The sequence below is a fragment of the Paenibacillus riograndensis SBR5 genome, assembly GCF_000981585.1.
GTDB classification, from domain to species: domain Bacteria; phylum Bacillota; class Bacilli; order Paenibacillales; family Paenibacillaceae; genus Paenibacillus_AQ; species Paenibacillus_AQ riograndensis.
Genome location: NZ_LN831776.1, coordinates 2203864 through 2230478, shown reverse-complemented (window position 1 = coordinate 2230478; position 26615 = coordinate 2203864). Strand labels below are relative to the sequence as shown.

The following is a 26615-nucleotide window of genomic DNA, read 5'->3' as shown; positions in this document are numbered from 1 at the left end:
CTGCAATGAAAATCATACTTGTTGACGACAAACCCCAAATGCGCAGTGAATTGAAGCTTTTGCTGGAGACGCTGCCCTTTGCATATGAAGCGATTCTGGAAGCCGCCTGTGATTCCGGGGCCATCCGGCTGATCGAGCGCCATAACCCGGATATCATTGTGACCGACGCCAAGCTGCTGATCAGCGAAGCAAGTGCGCTGGAACGGGTGAATGCCAGCCAGACTCATGGCACAATCATTGTCACCAGCAGCTATGAATTTATTCTGGATGCCTTCTGCAAAGGCGGGATGGACACTCTGCTCAAGCCTGTTGCCAAGGAAGAGTTGAAATATGCTGTACTTAGAGCGGCCAATGGCATAAGGCAAGAATGCTTGTATGGTGAGCCGGGGGTTGCTCCTGCGAGGTAGTGGATTGAGGGGGAGGGCCTCTGATTGCAAGCAGCAAAAGCCGGCTATAGTGGAAAAAGTAAACTTAAATCTCCCCATCTCCTTCTCCAACAAGCGCATGTGGGAAAAAGTACACTTAATCCGGCCGATTTGCCTCTTAGGAGGTGATTTCACTAAAAATAAGTCTACTTATTCCAACTAATGCCTCTGTGTAACGCGATTTGAGCACATTTAGGTTCACTAATTCCACTTAAGCAGCCACTCCCTTTTGTGGGCGAACATATCAGTTCTGGCCTCAGGGCTCCTCTGTCCGCTTCTGGTCCGCTTCAGCCCGCTGGTAGAGCCCAATCCTCCTGCATCGCTTATATCCCTGAGGCTTCCAAAATCTCCGCATTTTTTGACATTGCATAATCTCCTATACAAGAACAAAACCAGCCATCACCGGCTGGTTTGCAGCAAATCCACTCCCTCTTCTTCTAACGTTTCTATTAGATTTCCCTCCAGAAAAACGCTTATCCCCCAGTTACACCGTCGGAATCGTTCCTCCGTCAATCACATATTCACTGCCTGTAATCGAAGCCGCCCGGTCAGACACCAGGAATGCCACCAGCTCACCAACCTCCTCCGGCAGGCCGGGGCGGCCAAGGGGGATGCCGCCAAGTGAATCCATCAGCTGCTGTAAGGCAGCCTCGCGGCTTCCTGCCGCCTGGACGATCCGGTCAATCATCGCTTCCGCCGCTTGGGTCTGGATAAAGCCCGGAGCCACGGTATTAATGCGGATGCCGCGCGGCGAAAACTCATTGGACAAGCCTTTGCTGTAGTTGGACAGAGCTGCTTTGGCTGCGGCATAGGCCAGCGTAGTTTCATACAGCGGCAGACGTCTCTGAATAGAGGAAATATGGACGATGGCACCGTAGCCCTGCTCCAGCATCATCGGCAGCAGCCCGCGGTCCAGCCGGACAGCAGCGAGCAGATTCCAGTTCAAGGCCTGCAGCCAGTCTTCATCGGTCAGGACAAGCGCCCCGCCCGGAGGCGTGCTGGAGCCTCCCACATTGTTCACCAGAATATCAATGCCGCCGAGCACTTCTTTTACCCCGCGAATGACCTGCTCCACTCCTTCAGGTGTGGCAATATCCGCCTGCACGAACAGCCCCGGCTCCTGAAGATCAGCAGGTAGCGTGCGGGCCGTCGTCAGTACTGTTGCACCGCTGGCTGCCAGTCTTTTGGCAATGGCTTCCCCCATGCCCCGGGTTCCTCCGGTCACCAGTACTCTTTTCCCTTCAAATTCATGTAACGGGTCTTTATAAACTGCTGACATTTCTGCTTCCTCCTTATGATTGTGATGCTGCTGCGGGCACACCTTCAATAATGATCCCGCGGTAGGTTCCGCCCCGGAGCCGATGCTGTACCGCATCCTGGTAAGCAGGACTGTAATACCAGACCTTAGCCTCCTCAAAGCTGGGGAACTCAAGAATGGCCGCTCCTTCAATAGCGGGACCCTCGATCACTTCATGGGTTCCATACACCGCAAGCGGGGTTACGGGATGGCCTGCCAGACCGTCAGGCGCTTTTTGTGAATAGATGCGGAGCTCTTCCGGGTTATGGCTCTGCTCACGGATAAAAATAACATAGGCGCTCATTGCTCCCCTCCGTTCATGTCCTGTAAGTGTTGTACTGCCGTGTCTGCTTGTCAGGCACACCGTTAGTTTACATCGCCTTTTCATATAAGTATAATTTATCTTATTCATCTGATTGATTACTATTATTCATATAAAATGGAGGGGCTTCTCCTGGAACTCACACAATTGGAATACTTTATTACCGTCGCCAAGCTTGAGCATATGACCAAGGCCGCCAAGGCACTTAACCTGACCCAGCCTGCCTTAAGCCATGCCATTTCCAAGCTGGAGGATGAATTGGGGCTGCCGCTGTTTGACCGGGGCGGGCGGAATATCCGGCTTAACCGTTACGGGGTGCAGTTCGCCAAGCGGGTGGAAGAGGCGCTGCGCAGCATTGAAGGCGGGATGCAGGAGATCAGAGAGTGGTCCGATCCGGATACCGGCCTGATCTCCATATCCTATCTGAACATTCTTGGGGTGGATCTGGTGCCTAACCTCGTCCAGAAGTATATGCAGGAGCACCCTAAGGTCCGTTTTGAATTGTTTCAGGGCAACCTTGGGGATCTGGATGAGCATTTCGAGCTGGGCAGCTCGGACCTGATAATCACTTCCCGGGAATCCACCGTGATGAAGCACGAATGGCTGATTATTCAGAAGGTACCGTTATATATCGTTGTTCCCGCCCGTCACCCCTTTGCCCGGCAGTCTTCACTTAGTCTTACCAAGCTGTCCGGCGAGCCTTTTGTCGGTCTCAAAAAAAACTGCGGCCTCAAAGCCACCATCACCGCCCGCTTCGAAAATACCGGATTTCAGCTCGCTTCCACCTACGATGCGGAGGATCTGGTTACAGTAGCCGGCTTCATCAAAGCAGGACTCGGCGTATCTGTCCTTCCGCAAACGCCGGGGCTCATGCTGGAGGGGCTTGCCTGGATTCCGATTGCCGAGGAAGGCTGGGTATGGGAAATCGGCCTCAAATGGAGAAAAGACCGCTACCTTCCGGCAGCGGCCAAAGCATTTATTAATTTTATTGAACAGCTGCAGGTCAGCTCCGCCACAACTACACAACCTTAATCCGAAACGCTTCAATACTGGCTTGATTCCCGTTAATCGTCAAAGCTGCATCATAGTAACCCCGGTCCCCGTTCGGCTTGCATTTATAATCCCCGGAGCATCCGCAGACGAAAAACTTAGTTTGGGTAAAGCCGGGGTAGATATTGTTAAGCTTGCGGTAAAATAAATGTCCATGGTGGGTAAAAATCGCCAGCACCTTGTCTCTGGCCTTGGCAGGAATCGAAGCAAAAAATCTGCCCGTCTCGGCCCCGCTTAACACATGGCTGGACTCAACCGTAATCCCGCTTACCTTCAAGGGCCAATGAAAATCAATAATATAAAAATGCTGGTCATCCAAATTCGTAAGCAGATTTATACTGGCTGGAGTGAACCGTCCAAGCGCACAATCCAGCCACACATACTTCACCTTGCCCTGTGTCCCCGGAAAATTCATTTTCCCTGAGACGGCCCCCAGATATTTGGTGAACAGATTCACCGTACTTGCCTCCCAATTGCCTATCGAAGCTTTGTAAGGAATATTGCCAAGTGTGCTGGTCACGGTATCCTTGAAGTCTTTGTAAAAAGCATCCGCATGATTCCCATGATCCGCACCTGCCTGCGCGTTGTCGCCTCCGAATATCACGAACCTCGGCTTGACGCCAGCGACCGCTTTAGGCAGAAGATTCTTGAAGATGCTGGAGCTGTTCCCATATCCCACATGGCTGTCCCCGATCACCGCAAAACGGATAATCTGGGCTTTGGCCGATGGGCCGGCTGTCCGTGTACGTACAGTTCTGGAGGACAGTGTTCTTTTTTTGACAGGTGAAGCCTGCTTTTTCATCGCTTTTCCCGCCTCTCTCTTATCGGTTAATAATATGTAATAGTATGTATATTCAATACCAAGTTACATATCTTGGACAAAAAGAGGCGGGGCCGGAGAAAATAACAGCCAGCAGCCAAGCTGTATTCCTATGTTCCGGGAGTCCGTTCCATTTCCTGCAGAAACTGTTCAATTTGCTCCATATACCCGTTAACCGTAATTTGTCTTGGGGGTAGTCATTCTATGATTACAATGGCTCGGCTTTGATCAGGCCGTATAAAACAATATCACTCATAGCCTTGATGCCGGATTCGAAGCTGACCTGATGGCCCGCAATAAACTCATAGTCCAGCAGCTTTTTCAGAGTCTCATTCAGCATAAGCTTGAGAATGACGGTGTCCACCTTATGCAGCTCGCCGCGGTTCATTCCTTCCTCCACCAGTTCAATGACGCCGTCCCAAATCCTATCCAGGTGATGATTCGCCTTCTCGTAGAGCCGGGGATAATACCGCTGAAAGTCATCCATGTGCCGGATAATCGTGCCAATCGAATAGGCGTCGGGAATATTCTGAAAATACAGCCGGATCTTCTCCTGAATCGGAAGTCCCTCATCTTCCAGGATGTCCGTATCGGATTGGATAATCTGCGAAAAGACGAAGTCAATCGTTTTCTCTATCATTTCATCCTTGCTTGAAAAGTAGGTATACACTGTGCGTTTACTCGTGCCCAGCTCTCGCGCCAGATCCTCTGTAGTAAACCGCGTGCCTTTGGCTCCAAAGCATTTTAAAATTTTCAAATAGACCTGGTTGTCCATGTCCTTGCCAGTCCACCCTTCATTTATACAAGTTGAACTTTAGTTTTACATTGTCGGGTATGGTCGACTACGGGGAATGTTTGGACTTCCAGCCGCTGTTGTCCCCAGATTTCTTGATTGGAACCGCCTTTAGCGGTTGAAATCCGGTGACAAAGGCGGACGCTACCGCTCTTCCAGTTCCAAACTTCCCCTCCGCACTTCTACCCTTTTTATGAATTTTTCAAGTTCAACTTATATCTTACCGTCTGCACCTGAACCCTCAGGTAAGGATACGCGGAAGGGGTTTTACCATACGGTACAGATAATACGGTTTCTTCTCTATGGAATCCGTAATCTTGTATCCCAGCCGTTCATACAGCTTGATGGCCCGGAAGTTCTCTTGCCGGACGGTCAGGGAGCATTTGCCGTAGTTGCTTAACCTGGCTTTGTCCTCTGCATAATGGATTAGTCTGGAACCTACCCCGTACCCCCGGCTTTCCGGCAATGCTGCCAGCGCTCCGATATGGTATTCATCCGCTCTTCCCTCATTCAAGCTTACCATAGACCACAGCTCCTGCAAATGCAGCAGCGAATGCTTGATGAGCTTCCATTTCCGCAGTTTGATCAGCTCACGGGCGGTGGGCCAAGCCAGCTTATCCATCACAGATACCGGGTAGCAGGAAACGATGCCTATCGTCCTGTTGTCCAGCCTTGCTTCAAAAGCATATTGATGGCTGAAACGGTTTTTTCCGAGAATCCATAACTTTTGCAGGGTGTTCTCAATTAATGCTTTATCTGCCGTTCCGATCACCGGGTAAGCCATATAATCCAGTGCCATTCCCAGGAGTCTGCCTCCGGACGCCGATTTGGGGCTGCCATGTGTGATTGAAATATGATCCATCTAAAAGCTCCTTCCGATATTACAATGGTACTATAATGGTTTTTATAGTACCAAAATACCTGAATCCCTGCCTTTTGTCAAACAGAGCCTGTTAACGGGTCACACCTAAGGATTCATGTTTCCTGCTACGTCCAATCCTTTACATGCCAAAATACATAATGTATCAGGACCAATATTGTAATAAGGAGCTGAGTACCGTGGCCCAGATTCTCGATTTCAATAAAAGCATTACCGCCAGCTTCAGCCAATCCATCTCGATTCCCGTTGTTGCTTCGCCTTCGAGCAATACGCTCGCCCAATTCGGTCTGACAACCGGGACAGGCGGAAATGTATGGCTTGATGCTTCGGTCGGCACCCAGACCACCCTGGGCAGTCCGGATCTGCTGTTCACCATTTTACGGGGAAGCACGACAATTTTTTCAATTACGGCCAGTGCGCTAAGCATCAACCAATTTGATCCGATCAGCTTTTCTTTTGTGGACAGCAATTTTACTGCGGGGTATTTTGCCTATACCCTTACCGTATCTCAGGTTAATTCCGCTGTCCTGAACAGTGCAAATCTGGTAGGTCCCGTGTTGTTCTCGGGCCTGTCCCTGGTGTGACCGCCATGCCGCAGATTATTGATATTGGTAAAAGCATCCCGTCCAGCCTCTCCCAGTCCACCTCATTATCCGTTATAGCATTTCCAAGCAGCCTGATTCTGGGGCAATTCGGATTAAACGTCTCCACTGGCGGATCTGTCCTGCTGGAAGCAACCATCGGCCTGCAGAATACCGGCAGCAACCCTCCCGATGTGGTCTTTACGATCGTGCGCAATGCGGTGCAGATCAGCACCTTCCGGTCCAGCAGTACCGCTGCCAATGCGTTTGATGCGGTCAAGTTATCTTATGTAGATTCAGGACTTACTTCCGGCTACTACGCTTATGCAATAACTGCCTTTTCTGTATCGGGCGGAAATCTTCCCAACATAATCGGACCCATTGTATTTCAGGGCCTGTCCATTCTTTAAGCCCCGCAGAGGGAGTACGTCCTCCCTCTGTGATTATACATATTCTGGAATCCCGGTATAGGACAAAACCGCTCCACATACGTTTTACTAAACGCCTTTCAACCAAGGCCGGAAGGAGTTCATGCCATGCCTTTTACAACGGGAGCGGTATACAATCCCCCGACAGGCTCCACCCATTTGGACAGGATCCAAATCTCCTGCTTGAACGATTCCATCATTTCCCCCATTAATCTCTCCCTGCAGATTTTTCATTTCCGGGGAGCAAGCTTCACACGTGTTGCCGTCGGAGAAACCCTTTTCCAGCTTAATCCCCAGCAGCTTCTTGCCCAGACCTATTCCGTTACGCTTGCCGATTATTATGAGGTCCAGATCAATTTCTACAGTGCAGTAGACACCATTATCAACATCTTTGCGCTGGATGCGGGCGGGAACATTCTGGACCGGATTCTGCAGCCAGAGCTTACATATATTGACCGGTTATCAATTATTTCTACCTAGAAATGAGGGGATCCATTGGCTAACGTGAACATTACTGCCGCACTGCCGGGGAATCATATCGAGCCCTCGATTGCGGTAAGTACGCTGAACCCCAATATTATGTGTGTCGTGGCCGTTGAAGACAGTACAGGAACCGCATTAACAGGCTTTTACCGCTCCATCGACGGGGGAGCGACCTGGTCAACTACCGTATTGCCGCAAGCACCAGGGTACATGAGTGCAGAAGCCCCGACGATCGACTATACATTTCCCGACACGTTCATCGTGGCAGTTCATTACTTCAATGAATTTATGGATGGTACGATTGCTACCTACACTTCTTTTGATAACGGAGTCACGTTCAATCCCCCGGTCATTGTACAGCGGGGGTTTGGATTATATGTCCACAATGATGAGCCTTTTATCGCTGTTGACCGTTCTCCCTCCAGTCCGTACCGGGGAAATGCATATGTAGGCTATACGCCCATTTATGATCTTTCCCAGAACTCGGCTATCTTCTTCCAGCGTTCTCTGGATGAAGGAATAACCTGGGAACGGCCGCTGCGCATCTCCGATCCCAGAGGCGAGCTTGACCGCGCTGCCCTTGCTGTCGGACTGGCCGGAGAGCTGTATGTCGGTTTTATTCAGACCCGCTCTGACCTCCCGACCAACGCATATGTCAGGGTATCGCTGGATGGAGGTGTTTCCTTCAACCCTCCGGTAACCCGGGGAGCTACGTTCATCGCCAGCACGGTTCCCGTGCCGAGTCCCCTGCCTGTGCCCAATTATGCGTTCCGGGTGCAGACGAACCTCAGCCTGGGAACCGACATTTCCGCCGGGCAGTTCGGGGGATTTGTGTATGCGGTCTGGAATGATTTCCGCCTGGGGTACGCAGATGTCTTTTTTTCCCGTTCCCCGGACGGGTTGCTGTGGTCCACGCCTGTTACGATTACAGGAGCACCGGCAGGCTCACAGAACTTCTCCCCTTCCATTACCGTCTCCCCCTCCAACGGAACTGTACGGGTGATTTATTACACCAACCGGGTGAACGGGTTTCTTCTGGATGTTTTTGTGGCCGAGTCCTTCAATGCCGGCGTCTCCTTCGCCAACCGGCGGATATCCGACGTTTCCACCAATCCCAACGGCAATTCTCCTACGCCTGTTCCGCTGATTGGCGATTATATCACTGCGGCCACCAAATTCCCGGATACGCTGGCCGCCGTCTGGAACGATTCACGGCTTGGCAAGCAGGATATCATTTTCGGAAACTAAAGGCTTCACATGAATTAGTTTGCTCCAGGACATACTATGCTGCAAGTAGAAACGGCTGCGCCGGCCTTTTGAACGCGCGGGCTTTCTAAAATTAAAGATAAAAGGAGCATATGTATGTCTGGGATTTTAGGCGGAAATGCAAAAGATGAACCGATGCATTATGGAGAAATCTATAATGTCTGGCAGGCTTCGATGGTCGCAAAGGGGGCTATTTCCTATTACCGTGCCTTTCTGAACCATGCGGGTGACCATGATCTGAAAAAAATCCTGAGCGCATTGATTGATCAGGCTGAACTGGAAGTAAGCGAATGCGACAAATTATTGACAGACAACGGTATTGGCACTGCTCCGGCATTGCCCGACCGACCCCAGGCCAAGCTTGAAGACATTCCCGTGGGGGCAAGATTTACAGATCCCGAAATTGCCGCCAAAATTGCCGCCGATGTGGCCACTTCCCTGGTAGCCTGCAGCCAAGCGATGGGACAAAGCATCCGTGAGGATGTCGGCGCCTTATTCGGCAAATATCACATGACCAATGCAGCCCTTGGAGTCAAAATTCTGAATATGCTTAAAGAAAAAGGCTGGCTTATTCCTCCGCCGCTCCAAGTCAAAAGACAAGAGACTGTGAACGCTTAAAACAGGATCAGCCCTTTCGTTTCCAGACGGGAACAGAAAGGGCTTTGTCTTTGTTTGCTCCCCGGAATAACGGGGTACAAGATCATTAGCCGCTCGGATGAAATCCAATCTGTTTCAAACGGCTCAGCGCTGGACTGGGTCTTTTTGTCATAACCTGGAGTTTACTTTTGAGCGGGACGGCTATAATATACATCATTCGAGTGTTTGGAGGAACTTCTATGCATACCAGAGAACAAGCATTCCAAGCGGCAGGCAACGGTACAACAATTCAGCGTGAAGCACTTCATCATGTTCCCCACAGCAACTGGGCGTATCTCTATGACAAGGATACCTTCCATCTGCGTGTCCGGACAGGAAAAGCGAATGTGGACCAGGTCTTTGCGCTCACGGGAGACAAATATGACTGGGAGCATTATCATGAGGAGCACAGGATGCAAAAAATAGCATCCGACCAGTTCTTTGATTATTGGGAAACGGCTGTGAAGCCGGAAAACAAGCGTTTCTCTTATGCCTTCCGCATGCAGGCAGGAGACGAGACCCTCTGGATGACGGAAACCGGGTTTTTCACAGAACTGCCGGCACCGCCCGAAGGTTACTATGAACGGCCTTATATCCATGAGGCCGACCTGTTCAAAGCCCCCGAATGGGCCAAATCGGCCGTGTTCTATCAGATCATGCCGGACCGTTTTGCCAATGGAGATCCGGGAAAGGACCCGGTGAATGTGGCGGCATGGGGAGATACGCCCACAGCGGAAAGCTTTTTTGGAGGCGATCTGCAGGGCATTATGGATCATCTTGATTACTTGGCCCGGCTCGGGATTACAGCCATTTACCTGACGCCGATCTTTGAAGCGCCAAGCAATCACAAGTATGACACAACCGATTACCGGAAGGTTGATCCGAATTTCGGTGATGTGGAGCTGCTCAAGAAGCTGGTGACAACCGCCCATGCCAAGGGAATCCGGGTGGTCCTTGACGCCGTATTTAACCATATCAGCGCACAATCCCCCCAATTCCAAAGTGTGATTGAGCATGGGGAACAATCGGAATATGCCGGCTGGTTTCATATTCATAATTTCCCGGTGAAGGTTACGGACGGAAAGCCCAATTATGATGCCTTTGGTTTTTTTGCGGACATGCCTAAGCTGAATACAACGAACCCGGAGGCCCGGAAGTACCTGCTGGATACCGCCGGCTACTGGCTCGAGGAAGTGGGGATTGACGGCTGGAGACTGGATGTGGCCAACGAAATTGACCATACATTCTGGAGGGACTTCCGTAAGCTTGTCAAAGACATTAACCCGGAGGCTTTTATTATTGGTGAGGTCTGGAGCGACTCCATGCGTTGGCTGAACGGGGATCAATTCGATTCCGTGATGAATTACCCGTTGACCAGCCGTTTGATTGAATACCTCAACAATGGCGATATAAATGCCGGGCGTTTTGGCGGGCAGCTCGGGAATCTTCTGATGCGTTACCCGCAGCAGGCCAACGAGGTGCTGTTCAACCTGCTGGCCAGCCATGATACCCCGCGGATTCTCACACAGCTGGGCGGGGACCCGGGAAAGCTGAAGCTGGCCGCCGCCTTCCTGTTCACCTTCACAGGCACTCCCTGCATCTTTTACGGCGATGAAATCGGTCTTGAGGGTGAGGGTGATCCGGATTGCCGCAAATGTATGATCTGGGAGGGGGAACGCCAGAACCGCGATCTCTTCGAAAGCTACCAGTCTCTGATCCGGCTGCGCAAGGCGTTTCCGGCTTTGCAGACCGGCCGTTTCCGCATCCTGTCGGCTGATCCGCAGCAGCGCGCTTTCGTCTATGAGCGGGTGGATGAGAATGCCCATTTCGTCATTTCCCTGAATCCCTCGGAGCAGCCTGCCACCCTGCGACTTCCGCTTGAAGACCGCTTTCAGGATGCCCTGAACGGTGAGAAGCTTATTCCTTCGGACGGACAGATGGTGCTGGATCTTGCTCCATACAGCTACAAGATTCTGATCAAAGAGACGGACCGGCCGCCAGCCCTATCTCAACCGGCGCCAACGCGCGGGTATGATCCAGATAAATAAAAGCGTCATAAACGTCTAGGAAGGATTGAGGGGACATAATTGCCCCTCTCCCTTTCAGGATGGTAGACAACACCAATAGCCCGGTGTCTAGCTGCCCGGTCTGAAGCTATTGAACATTGGGAAGGGACAAGACCTTGTCTGCTATCACTGATCTGCTGGGGATTGTACTTTTGAATATACCCAAAACTTCGCCTCTCCTCTCCATCCTGATCGCTTAGCGTGCACGCTGCCGCAGCAGCGGGTTGCTTCTGACCCTCCCGGACTTCAAGGGCTTATCCTCCTTATTCCCGCCTTCGCTCGGCTTCACCGCGAACAGCGTCAGCAATCCGCCGACTGCGCCGGTAGCCGCCATCGTCCCGAACAGCACCCAGTGCCCCCGGGTCATCAAAAGCGAAACAACAGGCGGACCCAATGCTACACCAATAAACCGCATGCTGCTGTATAAAGAGGTAATCGTCCCCCGGTTTTCCTTCTCAATGCTTTCCGTAATCAAGGCGTCCATGCAGGGCAAAGCCACCCCAATCCCGATTCCGCTTAGACTCAGAAACCCGACCATGAAATAAATATTTTTATTAAAGCCGGTAATGATCATGGCTGCCGTCAGCAGCACCATGCCTCCAAAACCAAGCCATTTCATAAGCGCTTTGTTTTGCCCAATGATTTTGCCGCTGCCATAAGAGGCCAGACACAGCAAAGCCAGCGGAACCGCCAGCACAAAACCCTTGGAGGAGCCGTGCAGATTGTATTTCGCTTCCAGGGTTTCGGATAAATAAAACAAGACCCCGAACGTAACAAACATACAGATTCCGCCTATCGCAAAAATGGCATAGAGCCAGCGGCCCCTTTCATGCAAAATATCCTTGATTTCCCCTAAAAACCGGCGCAGCGCTTTCTTCTCCGGCTGCTCCCCGGCCTCCGGTTTCTTGACCAGGAACACAACCAGCCCAAACGAGATCAGGCAAAGAATCGGGATTGCCATAAACGGGGCATACCACACCACTGTTCCCAAATAAGCGCCGAGAATGGGGCTAAGCACCTTGCCAAAGGTATTGGAGGTCTCCACAACACCCAGGCCTTTGCTGACTTCCTTCTCATCCTTGAACAAATCGCCAATAAAAGGAATAACAATCGGGAAGGCTCCTGCAGCCCCGATCCCCTGGATGAAGCGCCCGGCCAGTATGACCCAGTAGGCACTCACTCCATTCATAAACCACGCTGCGGCAACACAGCCGGCTCCGCCTAAAGCGGCAATAATCAGGCTGGGCAGAATAACCTTTTTCCGTCCGAAACGGTCGGATAAGTACCCGGCAATCGGAATCATCAGTATTGCAATTAGTCCGTAGACGGTGATAATCATACTGACCTGAAAAGCGCTGATCCCTAGCTCATTGGAGATTTGCGGCAGGATGGGCAGCAGCATGGAGTTGCCCAGTGTCATGATCAGCGGGATGGAAGCCAGTGCCGCCAGAGCCCCTTTCTTTCCCTTCATGATAGGACCACCTTTGTCGTTATTCACATGTTGATATTGTGGTTTCTTCTGGGCGATTTATGCACACATAGCCAGAAGGAAAAATGTCCCTGAGGCTTATTTTTGTTGTCCTAGAACCCTGCCTGGAAGAATAAGCTAGCTACAGAATAGTAAAAGGAGGGCGGGGACTATTAATGTATTCATAGGGTATATCTTTTTGGGGCTCTCCCTTTCGGCTCCGATTGGTCCGATTAACGCCGCACAATTGGACAAGGGTATCCGCGGGGGCTTCCTGCACGCCTGGTTAGTGGGGCTGGGGGCTATCAGTGCAGATATCATTTATATGCTCCTGGTATATTTTGGAGTCATCCATCTGCTGGATGCGCCGTTTGTCCGGGCTTTTCTATGGCTGTTTGGTTTTTTTGTGCTGGTCTATACAGGTGTGGAGAGCATCAAAAGTGCAGGGATGATTACTGCTTCGGAAATGCGAGACAGTGAAGCCTCCCTCGCCAAATCCTATCTGGCAGGCTTCCTGATGTCTCTATTTAATCCGCTCTCCATCCTGTTCTGGCTGGGGATTTACGGCTCTATCCTCGCCAAAGCGGCCAGCGAATATCCTCTTCAGCAGCTGCTGATTTACAGCGGGGCTATTATCCTGGGAATTCTTCTCTGGGATGTAAGCATGGCGGCAGCCTCCAGCGTGTTCCGCAAATTGCTGACGGCCCGGGTGCTTAAGGCGATCTCCGTGCTGTCCGGCCTCTCCCTGGTCGCCTTTGGCTTTTATTTTGGGGTACAAGCCATGCGGATGCTGTTTTTCCATTAGAGCCTGCTTTACTGCGTACCTTATGAACAATGAGGTCAGTCCCTACAATCAGCGCTACGAGCAGCAAGCTGATGTAGAGTCCAGGGCGGCTGAGCTTGTGAAAAAGAGTCCCGGCAACCGCCAGAACGATGAGCACCAGCCCGGTCCAGCGTTTCAATCCGCTCCATTTCACAGGCTCCAGCAGCTTCCCTGAAGACAGCAAAATAAAAGACCAGTTATACAAAAGCATCAACCCGGCTGCCGTAGTGATGTATTCATAGACTTTCCCCGGGAGCAGCAGAGACATCACGATTGCGGCAATTAACCCCCCGGAAATCAGACACAGGGCGTACAGCGGATATTTTCCCTTCAGCTTCTTGGAGAACAGCCGGGGCGCATCGCCCTCCTGTGCCAAGGTAAGCATCATTGATGTCACAGCGTAGAGCGAAGCGGTCATCGTTGAAAATCCGGCGATGATCAGTACACCGTTGAACAAATGCGGCACAAAGGCCAGATGATCGCTGCTTAAGGCAAGCACAAATGGGCTTTCTTTAGGATTAAAAGCGCTTAAAGGCACCATGGTCACCGCCAAGCCGATCGAGATGACATAGACGGCTGTCAGCGTCAGCAGCATCACCTTTCCTGCCTTCGGCGCCTCCTCCGGTTTGTTCAGCCGGTAAGACATAATTCCTAGTACTTCAATGCCGCCATAGGCGTAAAAAGCAAACAGAAATGCCGACCACAGGCCTATCCCGCCAGCTGGAAACAATGCCTTAGCCGTAAGCGGAAGCTTCGGTGTATATTTGCCGCCCCCGATCCATCCCGCCAGCAAAGCCGCTGCCAAAACCATAAACATAAGAATGGCCGCCACCTTGATGACTGCCAGCACATTTTCGACACGGTCAAACCCTTTATTGCCGAAGAAGACAATCAACAGCCCCAGCAGGCCAAAGCCTGCGGCGAAGATCCACATAGGCACTGCCGGAAACCAGAACCGGGAAAAAATAGCCAGGGCGGTCAGCTGGCTGCCCATGATCAGCAGCTCCGAGAACCAGTACACCCAGCCGCTGGCAAAGCCCGCCCAGCTCCCAAAGGCTTTTTTGGCATAGGAACGGAAAGACCCCTGCTCCGGGTGATCCGCCGTCATTCTGGATAAGGCGTCAAATACAACATAAGTACCTGCGGCGGCAAGAATATACACCAGCAAAACCGCCGGTCCTCCAATGGAAATCGCCAGACTGGACCCCAGAAAGTAACCGGTGCCAATGGTACCCGCAACGCCCAGCAGACTTAGCTGCCACCATTTCAGTTTTTTGTCATCTTTTGCCTTCCCGGAAGCTTTATCCAAATCAATTCATTCCTCACCTGTTTGGGATTTTAAATGCTCACCTTCCTTAGGCTTCCCACACCTGTTAGTTTTCATTATTGGCCAGGCATTTAACAATGCAATCCATGATGCTATGATGATGTACGCAGAAGTCAAATTGATTTTTCAGACGGTTACAAGGAATTGGAGGACCAAAGAAATTATGGACGATATCCGGGAATTCTCCCATGTGTGGATGGGCAAGCAGCCGTTCTACCGGATGAAGGCCCGGGCTGTTTTCCAGCTGATCGTGTACCGGCTGCTTAGCATCGCCCACCATCAGGAGGCGCCCTCCCCCCCCTTCTAGATATCCATGTCTTTGCCTGTATAATCCACGAACCTGAACCGGCCTTGCGGAGCAATGCGCTGCTCCATCAGGCTGATAATCCCCCCGGCGCTGCGGCGCGGGTCTGTCGGTGCCTCTGCCCCGCCCATGTCCGTATGCATCCAGCCGGGATGCACACTGAACACCTGTATGCCGCGTTCCTGCAAATATACATGCAGCTGCTGTGAGAACATATTCAGCGCCGTTTTGGAAAGGGCATAGGGATAGTCACCAGGATACGCATTGGAGATGCTTCCCGCTTCGGAGGAGATGTTGATAATCGAGCCTTCCGGTTCCGTGAGGAGCGGCAGAAAATGCTTCACCACCCGCATCGGCCCGTACAAATTAATATCCATCGTGGTCAGCATATCCTGCAGATCCAGCGCTTCAATCGGTGTGTCTCTGGCTGTCAGGACCGCCGCATTATTAATAATCGCGCCGAGCGTCCGTCCTTGCCCTTTCAACGCCGCGGCCAGCGAGGCAATTCCCGCTTCGTCCGTCACATCCAGTGCGGCAATGGTCAGCTTCGCTCCATGGATTGCAGCAAGCTGAGCCAATGCCTCCGGTTCCTGCCCGGGATGGCGGATCCCGGCGATGACTCCATGCCCGCGGTCCAGCGCTTCGGCTGCCAGCTCAGCACCCAGCCCCCGCCCGGCACCGGTAATTAGAATATTCATAGTGCATCCTCCTGTCTTTACATCCGCTAGTTGTTATCGTTCTCCAGAAGTTCCACCAGCACCTTCAATTCCTTGAACGTATCCATATAAGCATAACGCCCTCCGGTATACTCCCCCTTCTGCTGGAGCGGGAAGCCCTTGCCTTCGAGCAGCATGATCTTTTCCTTCATTCCTTCAACGACAAAAGCAATATGATGCGGACCTTCCCCATGCTCATTCAGGTAATCGCGCCACGTGCTCGGGTGATGATCCGGTTCAATCAGCTCCAGCTGCAGGGAACCCATATCGAAAAAAGCGAGCTTGGCCCGCGCCTCCGTCGCCCCGCCGTTATACCGGGTCTGAGCAAGATCTGCCGTATCCGTCACAACAATATCCGGCTTTTCCAGTCCAAAAAAGTCTGCATATGCCCCGCTAACCTTCTCAATGTCGTTCACCAGAATTCCAATCTGCGTAATCACATGATTGCCCAGCCATCCTGACATGTATCATAACCTCCTTGTATTCTGACCAGTCTACCATACCTGCACGATGAAAAGGCTGTCAAGCCTGGGAGGGAGGCCGGTTGCGGGCAAATCAGAGGTATTTTTACCTCTCATTCTGCTCCGTAGGCCGGTTGCGGACGGATCAGAGGTATTTATACCTCTCATTTTGCTCCGTTGGCCGATTCTGGGCAAATCAGAGGTATTTTTACCTCTCATTCTGCCCCGCTGGCCGGTTGCGGGCGGATCAGAGGTATTTTTACCTCTCATTTTGCTCCGTTGGCCGATTCTGGGCAAATCAGAGGTATTTTTACCTCTCATTCTGCTCAGCTGGCCGATTCTGGGCAAATCAGAGGTATTTTTACCTCTCATTCTGCCCCCTAGGCCGATTCTGGGCAAATCAGAGGTATTTTTACCTCTCATTCTGCTCCGTTGGCCGGTTGCGGGCGGATCAGAGGTATTTTTACCTCTCATTTCGCCCCGCTGGCCGGTTGCGGGCAAATCAGAGGTATTTTCACCTCTCATTCTGCCCAGTGGTTTGCTTACACCTGCTCGTAGTAACCCTACCATAACTCGTCTTCCATAAAAGAATGAATATATTCATACCGACACACTCTATTGCTGCCAGGGGCCAGAATGGGTCTGAATCTCCCTTTCACACATAAAGAATTCATCAGTTTTTTAACTGTGCGCGGATTCACTCCAAGCTCGTTTACGAGATCAACAGGCCGGATGGATCCGTTCCAACGTGCCGCTAACCGCAGGATGTCGCTCTCCAGCCTTGTATACGGACGGCCCTCTCCCTCCGCGTTCTTCAACATACATGGCGCGAGCAAGGATTTGAATAGAGAAATGGTCAACTCCGGTGCGGCCTCTAGATCATCATAGGGAACCGCCACCACACGATACCCGGCGATTTGCAGATAAGTTTCTCTGTTTAATTCCTGCCGGTACCTGGTCCGATCCGTCTGCTGCACATGAGGCCCGTACCCCTTGATCTCAATGGCAAACTTAACCTGTCCCGGTTTCCAGACCAGATCAACGAAATAAGGCCGGCCCCGCCAATCCGAGACCTCGTATTCCGGATGAAGATCATCCATATGACCAAAAATCGGCCACCACACCCGCTCCACAAACATTTTCTCACCATGCCCGTGCCCTCGCACCAACCGGTCTAGTCGTTCTCCTGTTCTACGTTTCTTATGAGAATCCAGCCACTTTTGGTGTTCTTCAGCAAAACCCATTCCCCAACTTCCTCCTCTGCACAAAAAAATCCCGCACCCCAAAAAGCCATGGGATACGGGACGTTCTTCGTCCTTTTTCTAGATTATAGTGTGCACACTTCTCCCTCGTCAATGACATCACAGTAAGGTAATGCTATGAGAATAACCCTCACTGCCAAACACCGGATCTTCCACCCTGTTCAGCTCCTTTGAGCCTTTCCGTAATTAATGCCGTTGTCAGGCATCCCAGCGAGTAAAATTTGGAAAATTCTAGATTTTTTGTTTCGGTTAATCGGCGTCCGGTTATTTAATGGAATCTCTACAATACATCAAGGGGTGAAGAGCGATGGACCTTAAAAGAAGATCACGCCTGATGCAGCAGTTTATTTTTGTCGGGCCAACTTCGCTGTTTTTCTTTGTGATTGTACTGATTCCATTCTTTTTGGGGCTTTATTACTCGTTTACCAGCTGGAACGGAATCTCGCGGCATGTCGGGTGGACCGGGCTGCGGAACTATATCCATATTTTCACCAAGGACCCTTCTTTCCTGAATTCATTCTGGTTCACGGCCAAATTCACTTTTTTCGGCCTCGTGCTGACGAATCTGCTGGGCTTCATGCTCGCTTATGTGCTGACCCGCAAGCTGTTTACGCGCAATGTGCTGCGAACGGTGTTTTTTGTCCCCCATGTCATTGGCGGCTTGCTGCTCGGGTTCATCTGGCAATTTATCTTCGTCAGAGGGTTCGCCTCGGTGGGGCAGGCTACCGGCTGGTCCTTTTTTAATCTGCCTTGGCTCGGTACAGGAGCTACATCGTTTTGGGCTATAGTAATCGTTTTTGTCTGGCAAAATGCGGGTTATCTCATGGTGATCTACATCTCGGCCATCAACAACGTTCCGCAGAGCCTGATCGAAGCCTCCAAAGTAGACGGAGCCGGACGGATGCAGGCCTTGCGCCATGTTACCATTCCGCTGGTGATGCCGGCTGTAACCGTTTGCCTGTTCCTGTCCATCTCCTGGTCCTTCAAGCTGTTCGACCTGAACCTGTCGCTGACCAAAGGCGGCCCCTTCAAAGCCACCGAGTCGGTCGCGCTTAATATTTACAACGAGGCCTACACGATCAGCAGGTTTGGGATGGGTTCGGCCAAAGCGATGATTTTCTTCGTCATTGTCGCCGTCATCTCGCTGCTGCAGGTTAGGGCAACCAAGAAAAGAGAGGTGGAGCTGTAATGGAGACAACCGCCAAGAAATTCAATGTCCCCCTGCTGCTGACTGAGCTGCTGATGATTCTGCTGGCTCTTGTTTTTCTCGTTCCGTTTTATTTCCTGCTGGCCAATTCGGTCAAAAGCTACAGCGAAATTCTGTCGGATTCCTCCGCACTGCCCACGGTGTTCCAGTGGAACAACTACGCGGAAGCCTGGAAAGCTACCGATTTCCCCCATGCCTTCCTGAACTCTTTGGTGGTCACGGTGACCAGCAATGTGCTGCTGGCCTTTCTCTGCTCTATGTGTGCCTATAAAATGGTGCGCAACAACAGCAGATATAACCGCATTCTTTATGTGGCTCTCGTAGCGGCGATGGTCATTCCTTTTCAGGCGATTATGATCCCGCTGGTACAGATCGTCAGCCGGCTCGGTGTGATGGATTCGACGGCTGGCCTGATTCTGGCCTACCTGGGTTTTGGTGCTCCCATGACCGTCTTTCTCCTCCATGGATTTGTGAAATCCGTCCCGATCGATATCGAGGAGGCTTCGCGGGTGGATGGAAGCAGCCCTTACGGCACCTTTTTCCGGGTCGTTCTGCCGCTGATGCAGCCGATCATCGTTACGGTCATTATCCTGAACACCCTGTGGATCTGGAACGATTACCTGATGCCTTCGCTTATTCTGCAGTCCCCGGCGCTCCGCACCATTCCCATCGCCACCTACACTTTCTTCGGGCAGTATACGAAGCAGTGGGATCTGGCGCTTCCGGGTCTGGTGCTCGGGATTACGCCGGTGGTCCTCTTTTTCCTGCTGATGCAGAAGTATATTATTGAAGGCATTGCCCAAGGCTCTGTCAAGGGCTGAGAATAGCAGTAACTTTCAGGCAGAGAGGATGAATGAATATGAGAAAAATCCGTGGACTTCTCCTCGCCTGCTCCCTGCTGCTGGCTGCGCTGACAGCCGGCTGCGGACGCGGCACGGACGAGGCGGGCGGGATCAAAACCGTGCATATCTACCAGTTCAAGGTCGAAATATCCGAAGCGCTGGCTAAGCTGAAGACTGAATTCGAGAAGGAACACCCGGACATCCGGCTGGAGATTCAGAGCGTCGGCGGCGGCAGCGACTATGGCGCCTCCCTGCGGGCGAAGTTTTCTTCCGGGGATGAGCCGGATATCTTCACCATCGGCGGCAATAATGAACGCGATATGTGGCTGGAATATCTGGAGGACCTGAGCGGGGAAGCCTGGGCCAAGGATGTGAAGCCGCTGGCCGCTGAACAAATGACCGTAAACGGCAAACTGTACGGCATGCCGATGAATCTGGAAGGGTACGGCTTCATTTATAATAAGGATCTGTTCAAGCAGGCCGGAATTACCCAAAAGCCGCTCACCCTGACCGCGCTGCGGGAGGCGGCCGAAAAACTGAAGGCCGCGGGCATCACTCCTTTTGCCAACGGGTATCAGGAATGGTTCGTGCTCGGCAACCACAATGTGAACGTAGCCTTCGCCCAGCAGCCCGATCCTGAAAGCTTCATCGCCGGTCTGACAGACGGCTCCAAGCATTTCGCCGGAGATCCGGTGTTCTCCAAGTGGCTTGATCTGCTGGACCTGACGGTAGAATATGGCAACAAAAACCCGCTCTCGACCGACTATAATACCCAGGTCACTATGGTGGCCAGCGGGGAGGCAGCGATGATGCAGCAGGGCAACTGGACCCAAGGCCAGATCGACGGCATCGACCCGGATCTGAATCTGGGCATCCTGCCGATGCCGATTGACGATACGCCGGAAGACAACGACAAACTCTATGTAGGGGTCCCAAGCAATTGGGTCGTCAACAAGTTCTCCCCCGTCAAGGAGGAGGCCAAAGTCTTCCTCGACTGGCTGGTCACCTCGGAAACGGGCAAAAAGTATATCACCAAGGAATTCCAGTTCATTCCTGCGCTCGACAGCATCCAGGGAACCAAGGAGGATCTGGGTGCCCTTGGATCAGAGGTGCTGGAATATACGGATAAGGATCAGGCCTTGACCTGGAACTGGTCGCGTCTGCCTAACGGCATGCCGCAGGAATTATCCAGCAACATCCAGGGTTATCTCGGCGGCAAGCTGACCAAAGAAGGAATGCTGAAGGAGTTCCAGGTCAACTGGGATAATCTCAGTGTGCAGTAATGGAGGTACGGCTGGTCAAAATCCGGTTGTTGATTTCAGAGTGCCAAGGAGCATCCTGGGCGTGATTTTCCCTTCTGAATGTGGCTGTACTTTCTTTTGAGCGTGACTGATCGTGACTGCACCTTTCTCTGAACGTGACTGCACTCCCCTCTAATCGCAATTGCACTTTATGCAGCAGAATGCTCCTTATTTTTGGGTAAACCGCATTCTGCTGTATTTTGTGCAATTGATTTCTTGCCTGCTGCTTAAAAACACCTTTTCCGCTACCTTCTGCTGTACAGAGGGCAATAGATTAGTTTCGAATCGAATCGGCGCACAAGCGGCCCGATAGGCCCATCTTAGCTTTTCAGGCTCGCATGAAAGAATTAAATGCTTGTACGCTTGCGGTATTGTGTCGGGGTCATGCCTTTTAAGCGCAGAAAGGTCCGGTAGAACTGAGTAACACTGGAGAATCCCAGGCTGAAGCTGATGTCTGTTACCGATTCCTCGGACAGCCGCAGCCTTTTTCCGGCTTCGTTTATACGAAGTCTCAATACATACTGATAAGGCGTGAACTGCGTCAACTGCTTGAATGAACGGATAAAATGATACCGGCTCTGCAGGGCAATGGCAGCCATGGACTCAATATCAACAGCTGTCATATAGCAGCTATGCAGATAATCGAGTACCCGGGTCATGTGGGGATCAGACGTATAGGGACGAGAGACAGAATTTTGCAGGCCGGGCCGGTCTGATTCCCCTTCTCCCTGCAACAGCCGCTCAAGGTATAGCTGCACCTGAAACTCCATTTGCTGGACCATTAGAGAGTCCGTTTCATTCCCCAGCAATTCATATGACCAGCTGCGGAAGAGCGCAGTGATCTCTTTGGGGTTAAAATCCCGCGCCAGCCTGTATTCCTGTGAGTCTCCGGGCGCCTTATGATTCAGCAGACTGCCGCGGAACTTAATTACGATCACCGCCGATAAAGCTCCAACCTGAAAAGAATGTTCGGTTCCGGGATGCTGCAGCAGACCTTCACCCGGCTGAAGAAGATAGGTTTGCCTGTTCTGCAGTAAGTCACATGTCCCTTGTACGGGCAAGGTGACCTGATACCAGTCCGCATGCGCATGCGGAGTGTTCGCAAAGCCGTTTTTGCCTTTCCACAGTTCAAAGGTATCGGTCAGTAAATTAATCTCCATACGATCATCACCTGCTGCCATTATAGCAAAAAGTGCTCCATTTACGAGCACTTTGCACAATGACTTTCAGCTTGGAGCGGTTTATGATATGAACAATATAGCTGCAGAAAGAAGGTCACTCTCATGATTATTGATTTGCACGATGTAACGTGGACCCAAGGCATCCACACCTTGCTGAACGGAGTTAACTGGACCGTACGTCCAGGTGAGCATTGGGCGCTACTCGGCTTGAACGGGTCCGGCAAAACCACGCTGTTAAATATGATCACCGGGTACCTCTGGCCCACAACCGGCAGCATCTCTGTGCTGGGTGAACGTTACGGCGAAGTAGACCTGCGTGAAATGCGCAAATCCATCGGCTGGGTAAGCTCCTCCCTGCAGGAGAAGCTCTATGGCACCGACCGTACACAGAACGTTGTCATCAGCGGCAAACATGCCACTATTGGCCTGTATGACCACTTGACAGAGCAGGACACCGTGCGTGCCGGAGAGCTGATGAAGCAGCTGGGCTGCTTTCACTTATGGGACCGGGAGTACAGAACCTGCTCCCAGGGCGAGAAGCAAAAGCTGCTCATTGCCCGTGCGCTGATGGCAGATCCCCGTGTGCTGATCCTGGACGAGCCCTGCAACGGCCTGGATCTGTTCTCACGGGAACGGCTGCTGGACAGCATCCGTGAATTAGCCCTGTCAAAAGAAATGCCGACGCTAATCTATGTTACCCACCACACTGAAGAAATTCTGCCAGTGTTCAGCCACACCCTGCTGCTGCGGAGAGGCCAAGTCGTGCAAAGCGGCCTGACCTCTGAAGTTCTGACAGCCGGGGTGCTGAGCGATTTCTTTGAATCCGAAGTGATCGTGGAACGGCATGGAGAACGGGTCTATGTGCGTGCCGCTCAAAATTGACTGACAGGACTGATTTCTTACAGCTCTTGTCCGCCCTGATAGACCGTTTCGTCCTGACGAACCTCCCTACCCGCTGCTTTGGCTTGCTCAAGCAGCTTGGTAGCGTCATCTTGCGGCCTATATCCGATTAAATCCTCCAGGTAACCGATGTTGTAATAGTTGTCGCTATTGGCAGAGGTACCATATAGATTCAAATATTTCAGCCCCTCATCCGCTTCAATGCAGCAAACGATCAGTTGCAGCATGTCGCGTTCAGAAATCCAGATATGCCCCGCGCGTTCCGAATGAGGACGGTCGTCCCCGGGAAAGTTGCCGATTCGGATATTGAAAGATGAGATTTTGCCTTGGTCGGAATATAGGCGGCCAAGCAGTTCAATATAGCATTTGCTCAGCCCATAAAAGCTATCCGGCCGGTAAGGGTCCGTCGGCTCCGTTTTTTCATCTGTCTTATAAAAGCCGGTAGCATGGTTGGAACTGGCGAATACCATGCGCCGCACTCCGTTTTGCACCGCCGCTTCAAATAACTTGTACGCCCCACTCACATTTCCCGGCAGCACCTTTCCCAGGAAATCTTCATTATCCTTGATCCAGGCGAAATGAAGCACCGTATCGACACCCTGTGTCAACTCCGCCAGACGTGCTTCATCCGCGACATCCATTTGGACGATTCCTTGTGATTCATCTGCTTGTATATCCGCACCCGCAACATCATACCGGCCGTCTTCCTGCAGCCCCCGGTAAATCACATTTCCTATTCTGCCCGCAGCTCCCGTTATCAATAGTTTACGTTTCACTGGTCACACGCCCCTTTCCCGTTCCCGCCTAACACGAACTGGTTAACTGTTAGTTATTACCCGCAGGGATAAGGAAATATACAATGAATCCTACTATGATATCGCTGAAGCTCCTTACAATGAATTCGGGTTTATTTCGAGCGCAGCGAAGTGATCTGTTTCGCAAGGTAAGAAGGCGTATACGGCATGTCATTCCGCAGCCAGGCGATAATTGTACCAATCAAGGCGGCGGAGCCGTACCAGGTCGCAATATCCTTCTGTATAGATACTTGGGAAGTGTCGGCGGCACTCACCCCTCTCTCCACCCGTGCAGCAATCATATCAGCAATCAGATTGAACAGGCGATCCGAAAAAATCGAGCTTCGTCTTGAGGTAAGCACCGTCTTGTAGAATCTCGCATTTTCGGCAATATACTTAAGCAGGTTCTCAAGGACGGGCCAGTCCTCATGTTCTCCCGGCTCTGAATTCCCCGCAGCATTGCTGTTCACTACCCTGGTTATGTCCTCGACCATTTCATCCGCCATCTTTTCCAGCATGTCCGGGATATCCTTATAATGAAGATAAAAAGTAACCCGGTTAATCTTGGCCCGCTCTGCAATCCGGTTTACCGATATTTTCTGGACATTCATTTCTTCCATCAGTTCCACAACAGCATCTTTAAGCAGCTCACGCGTTCGGACTACACGGGGATCCGTACGGGGCGTTGTATGATTCATCCTGCTCTCTCCATTCTTCTACCTTTTACAGGCAGACTACATTTTCTTCAAATTTGTAGTTTTTCAGGCTGAAAAGCTACAAATATCAACCGATTGTAAACTAATAAACACTTTCACGAAAATCGTTGCTTGCTTGCATGAAAATTTCATCTATAATCAACTTTATACATTGTAAACTATACAACACATTGTAAATTTAGTCTATGATCGGCGATTTGAAAGGATGGAGTGGAGTGAGTAACAAGACAGAAGCAATAAGCAGTTCCGTGAAAAAAGGCCCCATATTGTTCATTATGATTTTGGGCGCCTTTCTGGCGACACTGAACCAGACGGTCATGAGCGTTGCCACGCCGGAACTAATGCATGATTTTAATATTACGGCTGCTACGGCGCAATGGCTGACCACCGGGTATATGCTGGTTAACGGGGTACTCATCCCGATTACAGCCTTTCTGATGCAGCGGTTCACCACGCGTGAGCTGTTCCAGAGCTCGATGTTTATATTTTTGGCCGGAACGGTTGTATCGGCCCTGGCAACCAGCTTCCCCATTCTGCTGACCGGGCGAATGATTCAGGCCGCCGGCGCCGGGATTATTATGCCGCTGCTTACCAACGTCATCTTAACCCTCTTCCCCCGCGAAAAACGCGGAGCAGCCATGGGTATGGTCGGGTTAGCGATTATTTTTGCACCTGCAATCGGCCCTACGCTGGCCGGATATATTTTGGAGCATTATTCATGGGAGACTATGTTTTACGGGATGCTCCCGCTGACTGCCATTGTAATTATCTGCGGATTTATCTATTTGAAGAATGTAGCGGAACGCTCGTACCCCAAAATTGACCTGGCCAGCGTCATCCTCTCCACCGTCGGCTTCGGAACATTGCTGTATGGCTTCAGCCGGGCAGCCAGCGCAGGATGGTCGAGCGCAGAGGTAATTGCTACTCTGGCAGCCGGCGTCCTGTCGCTCGGTTTGTTCACCTGGCGGCAGCTGGCTTCTTCCAGCCCGCTGCTTGATCTCCGGGTCTTTAAATACAACATGTTTTCGTTAACTACGATTATTAATATCGCAGTTACGATCATCATGTATGCGGATATGATGCTCCTGCCTCTGTATCTGCAGAATGCCCGCGGCTATACAGCGATGGAATCCGGCTTGCTGCTGCTTCCCGGCGCGCTTGTCATGGGGCTGCTGATGCCGGTCACCGGCAAGCTGTTCGACCGGTTCGGAGCCAAATGGCTTGCCGTCACCGGTCTGCTGATCACCATTGTAACGACTCTGAGCTTTGTGAACCTGACGGATTCGACCAATTACACGTACCTGGTGCTGATGTCAACCGGCCGGCGGATCGGGATGGCATTGCTGCTCATGCCTATTCAGACCTTAGGCTTGAATCAATTGCCTTCCAAGCTGAATGCGCACGGAACGGCGATCTCCAATACGATCCGGCAAGTGGCCGGTGCCGTAGGAACTTCCCTGCTCGTCACCGTGATGACCAGCCGTACCACAACACACTTGATGGATATGATGGCTGCAGGCGGAGCAAAAGGCGCCTCCAAGGAACATATGATTATGGAAGCTTCTATCCAGGGGATCAACGATGCCTATCTCGTCATTGTAGGTATCGGCATCATCGGCTTGCTGCTGGCCTTCTTCATCAAACGGGTCGGGCAGGCTTCCGATCAGGAGCCCGGAGCGCAGCTGAAGCAGGCTATTGCTGAAAAAGCGTGAGGGCTGCAAAAGTGGCTTCAGAACCAAAACGGCTGTGCGGTCCTCCACGGGACAGCGCAGCCGTCTTGGTTCTAGCGTTACCTGGAGAACGACTCCCCATAAATCCTACGGCAACTTTTTAAGTGGAAAAAGGTACACTAATTTGCGGGAGTACCCTACCCTCGGGCAGATGAAGTGGAAAAAGGGACACTAATTCAGCTCATTTCGCCATGAGACAGGAGAAGTAGCCCAATTAAGTTTACTTTTTCCACTTCAATCTCAGGATTTCTTGATTTTTGGAAAAATAAGTTCCCTTTTTCCAACTAGCACCTGCGAGGAACCGGTAAAGACGGATCGCCCTATTCCTTCTCGATCGATCCGCAGCCGTTACGGACAGGAGAGCAATTATGGATAGAAGATTCGGCTATTCCGCAGGATTACGGACGTCACTTCCCCCAAAACATATAAATTTTTAAAAAAAGAGATCAACGGTAATGACTCCGTTGATCTCTTTTTGCCGTCTTGCTCTACTTTTCTTGACCGGATTTCGCTGCCGTCCCTTCAGCACTCATTCG

Annotated in this window: 29 protein-coding genes; 15 read left to right on the top strand and 14 right to left on the bottom strand. The window is 51.5% G+C overall.

The features are described from left to right. The first annotated feature begins 5 nt into the window (after positions 1 to 5). A complete protein-coding gene (locus tag PRIO_RS09085; protein ID WP_020432962.1) occupies positions 6 to 407 on the top strand; it encodes a response regulator in 402 nt (133 codons plus the stop codon). A gap of 502 nt (positions 408 to 909) precedes the next feature. Here the strand turns inward: PRIO_RS09085 and PRIO_RS09080 are convergent. After that, complete coding sequence (locus tag PRIO_RS09080; RefSeq protein ID WP_020432966.1) at positions 910 to 1704, bottom strand: SDR family oxidoreductase; 795 nt, start codon at positions 1702 to 1704, stop codon at positions 910 to 912. A 13-nt stretch (positions 1705 to 1717) separates the two neighbouring features. Then, complete coding sequence (locus tag PRIO_RS09075) at positions 1718 to 2026, bottom strand: DUF1330 domain-containing protein (protein ID WP_020432968.1); 309 nt, start codon at positions 2024 to 2026, stop codon at positions 1718 to 1720. Between the two features lie 165 nt (positions 2027 to 2191). Between PRIO_RS09075 and PRIO_RS09070 the strand changes: the two genes are divergently transcribed. Further along, the gene (locus PRIO_RS09070) at positions 2192 to 3076 is read left to right on the top strand and encodes a LysR family transcriptional regulator (RefSeq protein ID WP_020432970.1); all 885 of its coding nucleotides are present in this window, start codon (positions 2192 to 2194) and stop codon (positions 3074 to 3076) included. Here the strand turns inward: PRIO_RS09070 and PRIO_RS09065 are convergent. From PRIO_RS09065 to PRIO_RS09055, 3 genes are all read right to left on the bottom strand, one after another. Further along, positions 3063 to 3896: a metallophosphoesterase family protein gene (locus tag PRIO_RS09065; protein WP_039790844.1), complete on the bottom strand. Its 834-nt coding sequence runs from the start codon at positions 3894 to 3896 to the stop codon at positions 3063 to 3065. The two genes, PRIO_RS09070 and PRIO_RS09065, sit on opposite strands and share 14 nt — an antisense overlap. Before the next feature lie 226 nt (positions 3897 to 4122). Further along, a complete protein-coding gene (locus PRIO_RS09060; protein ID WP_231869844.1) occupies positions 4123 to 4671 on the bottom strand; it encodes a TetR/AcrR family transcriptional regulator in 549 nt (182 codons plus the stop codon). A gap of 277 nt (positions 4672 to 4948) precedes the next feature. Continuing rightward, positions 4949 to 5569 (bottom strand): GNAT family N-acetyltransferase, encoded by a 621-nt coding sequence (locus PRIO_RS09055; protein ID WP_020432977.1) that lies wholly within the window; start codon positions 5567 to 5569, stop codon positions 4949 to 4951. Positions 5570 to 5766: 197 nt separating this feature from the next. Here PRIO_RS09055 and PRIO_RS09050 point away from each other — a divergent pair, with 197 nt between their 5' ends. The 6 genes from PRIO_RS09050 (at position 5767) to PRIO_RS09025 (ending at position 11029) form a co-directional block, all read left to right on the top strand. Next, complete coding sequence (locus tag PRIO_RS09050) at positions 5767 to 6171, top strand: hypothetical protein (protein WP_020432978.1); 405 nt, start codon at positions 5767 to 5769, stop codon at positions 6169 to 6171. Positions 6172 to 6176: 5 nt separating this feature from the next. Next, complete coding sequence (locus PRIO_RS09045) at positions 6177 to 6578, top strand: hypothetical protein (protein WP_046501964.1); 402 nt, start codon at positions 6177 to 6179, stop codon at positions 6576 to 6578. A gap of 126 nt (positions 6579 to 6704) precedes the next feature. Next, on the top strand, positions 6705 to 7076 hold the full coding sequence (locus PRIO_RS09040) for a hypothetical protein (RefSeq protein WP_020432982.1): 372 nt from the start codon (positions 6705 to 6707) through the stop codon (positions 7074 to 7076). A gap of 15 nt (positions 7077 to 7091) precedes the next feature. Then, entirely contained in the window at positions 7092 to 8327 is a 1236-nt protein-coding gene (locus PRIO_RS09035) for a sialidase family protein (protein ID WP_020432984.1), read from the top strand. Between the two features lie 114 nt (positions 8328 to 8441). Then, positions 8442 to 8963, top strand: a complete 522-nt coding sequence (locus tag PRIO_RS09030) for a DUF3231 family protein (protein ID WP_020432986.1) — start codon at positions 8442 to 8444, stop codon at positions 8961 to 8963. 218 nt (positions 8964 to 9181) lie between these two features. Next, positions 9182 to 11029 (top strand): alpha-glycosidase, encoded by a 1848-nt coding sequence (locus PRIO_RS09025; protein ID WP_020432988.1) that lies wholly within the window; start codon positions 9182 to 9184, stop codon positions 11027 to 11029. 214 nt (positions 11030 to 11243) lie between these two features. Here PRIO_RS09025 and PRIO_RS09020 read toward each other — a convergent pair whose 3' ends face one another. Then, positions 11244 to 12518: a bacillibactin exporter BcbE gene (locus PRIO_RS09020; protein WP_020432989.1), complete on the bottom strand. Its 1275-nt coding sequence runs from the start codon at positions 12516 to 12518 to the stop codon at positions 11244 to 11246. A 169-nt stretch (positions 12519 to 12687) separates the two neighbouring features. Between PRIO_RS09020 and PRIO_RS09015 the strand changes: the two genes are divergently transcribed. Continuing rightward, complete coding sequence (locus PRIO_RS09015; RefSeq protein WP_039790847.1) at positions 12688 to 13320, top strand: LysE family transporter; 633 nt, start codon at positions 12688 to 12690, stop codon at positions 13318 to 13320. Here PRIO_RS09015 and PRIO_RS09010 read toward each other — a convergent pair. Further along, positions 13229 to 14647 (bottom strand): amino acid permease, encoded by a 1419-nt coding sequence (locus PRIO_RS09010; RefSeq protein ID WP_020432991.1) that lies wholly within the window; start codon positions 14645 to 14647, stop codon positions 13229 to 13231. The two genes, PRIO_RS09015 and PRIO_RS09010, sit on opposite strands and share 92 nt — an antisense overlap. 112 nt (positions 14648 to 14759) lie before the next feature. Between PRIO_RS09010 and PRIO_RS34745 the strand changes: the two genes are divergently transcribed. Next, positions 14760 to 14972 (top strand): hypothetical protein, encoded by a 213-nt coding sequence (locus PRIO_RS34745; RefSeq protein WP_197545402.1) that lies wholly within the window; start codon positions 14760 to 14762, stop codon positions 14970 to 14972. On the opposite strand, the gene PRIO_RS09005 is transcribed toward PRIO_RS34745, so the two are convergent. The 4 genes from PRIO_RS09005 to PRIO_RS08990 are packed head-to-tail and all read right to left on the bottom strand — an operon-like array spanning position 14969 to position 17390. Next, complete coding sequence (locus PRIO_RS09005) at positions 14969 to 15667, bottom strand: SDR family oxidoreductase (RefSeq protein ID WP_020432995.1); 699 nt, start codon at positions 15665 to 15667, stop codon at positions 14969 to 14971. The genes PRIO_RS34745 and PRIO_RS09005 overlap by 4 nt on opposite strands. A gap of 26 nt (positions 15668 to 15693) precedes the next feature. After that, positions 15694 to 16149: a VOC family protein gene (locus PRIO_RS09000; protein ID WP_020432996.1), complete on the bottom strand. Its 456-nt coding sequence runs from the start codon at positions 16147 to 16149 to the stop codon at positions 15694 to 15696. 30 nt (positions 16150 to 16179) lie between these two features. After that, entirely contained in the window at positions 16180 to 16671 is a 492-nt protein-coding gene (locus PRIO_RS08995; RefSeq protein ID WP_167345596.1) for a hypothetical protein, read from the bottom strand. Between the two features lie 38 nt (positions 16672 to 16709). Further along, positions 16710 to 17390 carry a hypothetical protein gene (locus PRIO_RS08990; RefSeq protein WP_020426312.1) on the bottom strand — a complete coding sequence of 227 codons (681 nt, stop codon included), beginning with the start codon at positions 17388 to 17390 and terminating at the stop codon, positions 16710 to 16712. Positions 17391 to 17715: 325 nt separating this feature from the next. On the opposite strand from PRIO_RS08990, the gene PRIO_RS08985 reads away from it, so the two are divergent. From PRIO_RS08985 to PRIO_RS08975, 3 genes are read left to right on the top strand one after another with little or no spacing between them, the layout of a single operon-like run. Next, positions 17716 to 18597, top strand: coding sequence for a carbohydrate ABC transporter permease (locus PRIO_RS08985; protein ID WP_039785655.1), 882 nt, complete (start codon positions 17716 to 17718; stop codon positions 18595 to 18597). Then, positions 18597 to 19436, top strand: coding sequence for a carbohydrate ABC transporter permease (locus PRIO_RS08980; RefSeq protein ID WP_020426314.1), 840 nt, complete (start codon positions 18597 to 18599; stop codon positions 19434 to 19436). Before PRIO_RS08985 ends, PRIO_RS08980 begins: the two co-directional genes overlap by 1 nt. A 38-nt stretch (positions 19437 to 19474) precedes the next feature. Further along, positions 19475 to 20740, top strand: coding sequence for an ABC transporter substrate-binding protein (locus tag PRIO_RS08975; protein ID WP_020426315.1), 1266 nt, complete (start codon positions 19475 to 19477; stop codon positions 20738 to 20740). 365 nt (positions 20741 to 21105) lie between these two features. Here the strand turns inward: PRIO_RS08975 and PRIO_RS08970 are convergent, their stop codons facing one another. Continuing rightward, on the bottom strand, positions 21106 to 21918 hold the full coding sequence (locus PRIO_RS08970) for a helix-turn-helix domain-containing protein (RefSeq protein ID WP_046501952.1): 813 nt from the start codon (positions 21916 to 21918) through the stop codon (positions 21106 to 21108). 123 nt (positions 21919 to 22041) lie between these two features. Between PRIO_RS08970 and PRIO_RS08965 the strand changes: the two genes are divergently transcribed. Then, on the top strand, positions 22042 to 22821 hold the full coding sequence (locus tag PRIO_RS08965; RefSeq protein WP_046501949.1) for an ABC transporter ATP-binding protein: 780 nt from the start codon (positions 22042 to 22044) through the stop codon (positions 22819 to 22821). A gap of 17 nt (positions 22822 to 22838) precedes the next feature. On the opposite strand, the gene PRIO_RS08960 is transcribed toward PRIO_RS08965, so the two are convergent. Together PRIO_RS08960 and PRIO_RS08955 are read right to left on the bottom strand one after the other, a co-directional pair. Then, positions 22839 to 23615, bottom strand: a complete 777-nt coding sequence (locus tag PRIO_RS08960) for an NAD-dependent epimerase/dehydratase family protein (protein WP_020426318.1) — start codon at positions 23613 to 23615, stop codon at positions 22839 to 22841. Between the two features lie 131 nt (positions 23616 to 23746). Beyond that, positions 23747 to 24331, bottom strand: a complete 585-nt coding sequence (locus tag PRIO_RS08955; protein WP_020426319.1) for a TetR/AcrR family transcriptional regulator — start codon at positions 24329 to 24331, stop codon at positions 23747 to 23749. 293 nt (positions 24332 to 24624) lie between these two features. On the opposite strand from PRIO_RS08955, the gene PRIO_RS08950 reads away from it, so the two are divergent. Continuing rightward, positions 24625 to 26061, top strand: a complete 1437-nt coding sequence (locus PRIO_RS08950) for a DHA2 family efflux MFS transporter permease subunit (protein WP_407944488.1) — start codon at positions 24625 to 24627, stop codon at positions 26059 to 26061. Positions 26062 to 26615 lie beyond the last annotated feature (554 nt).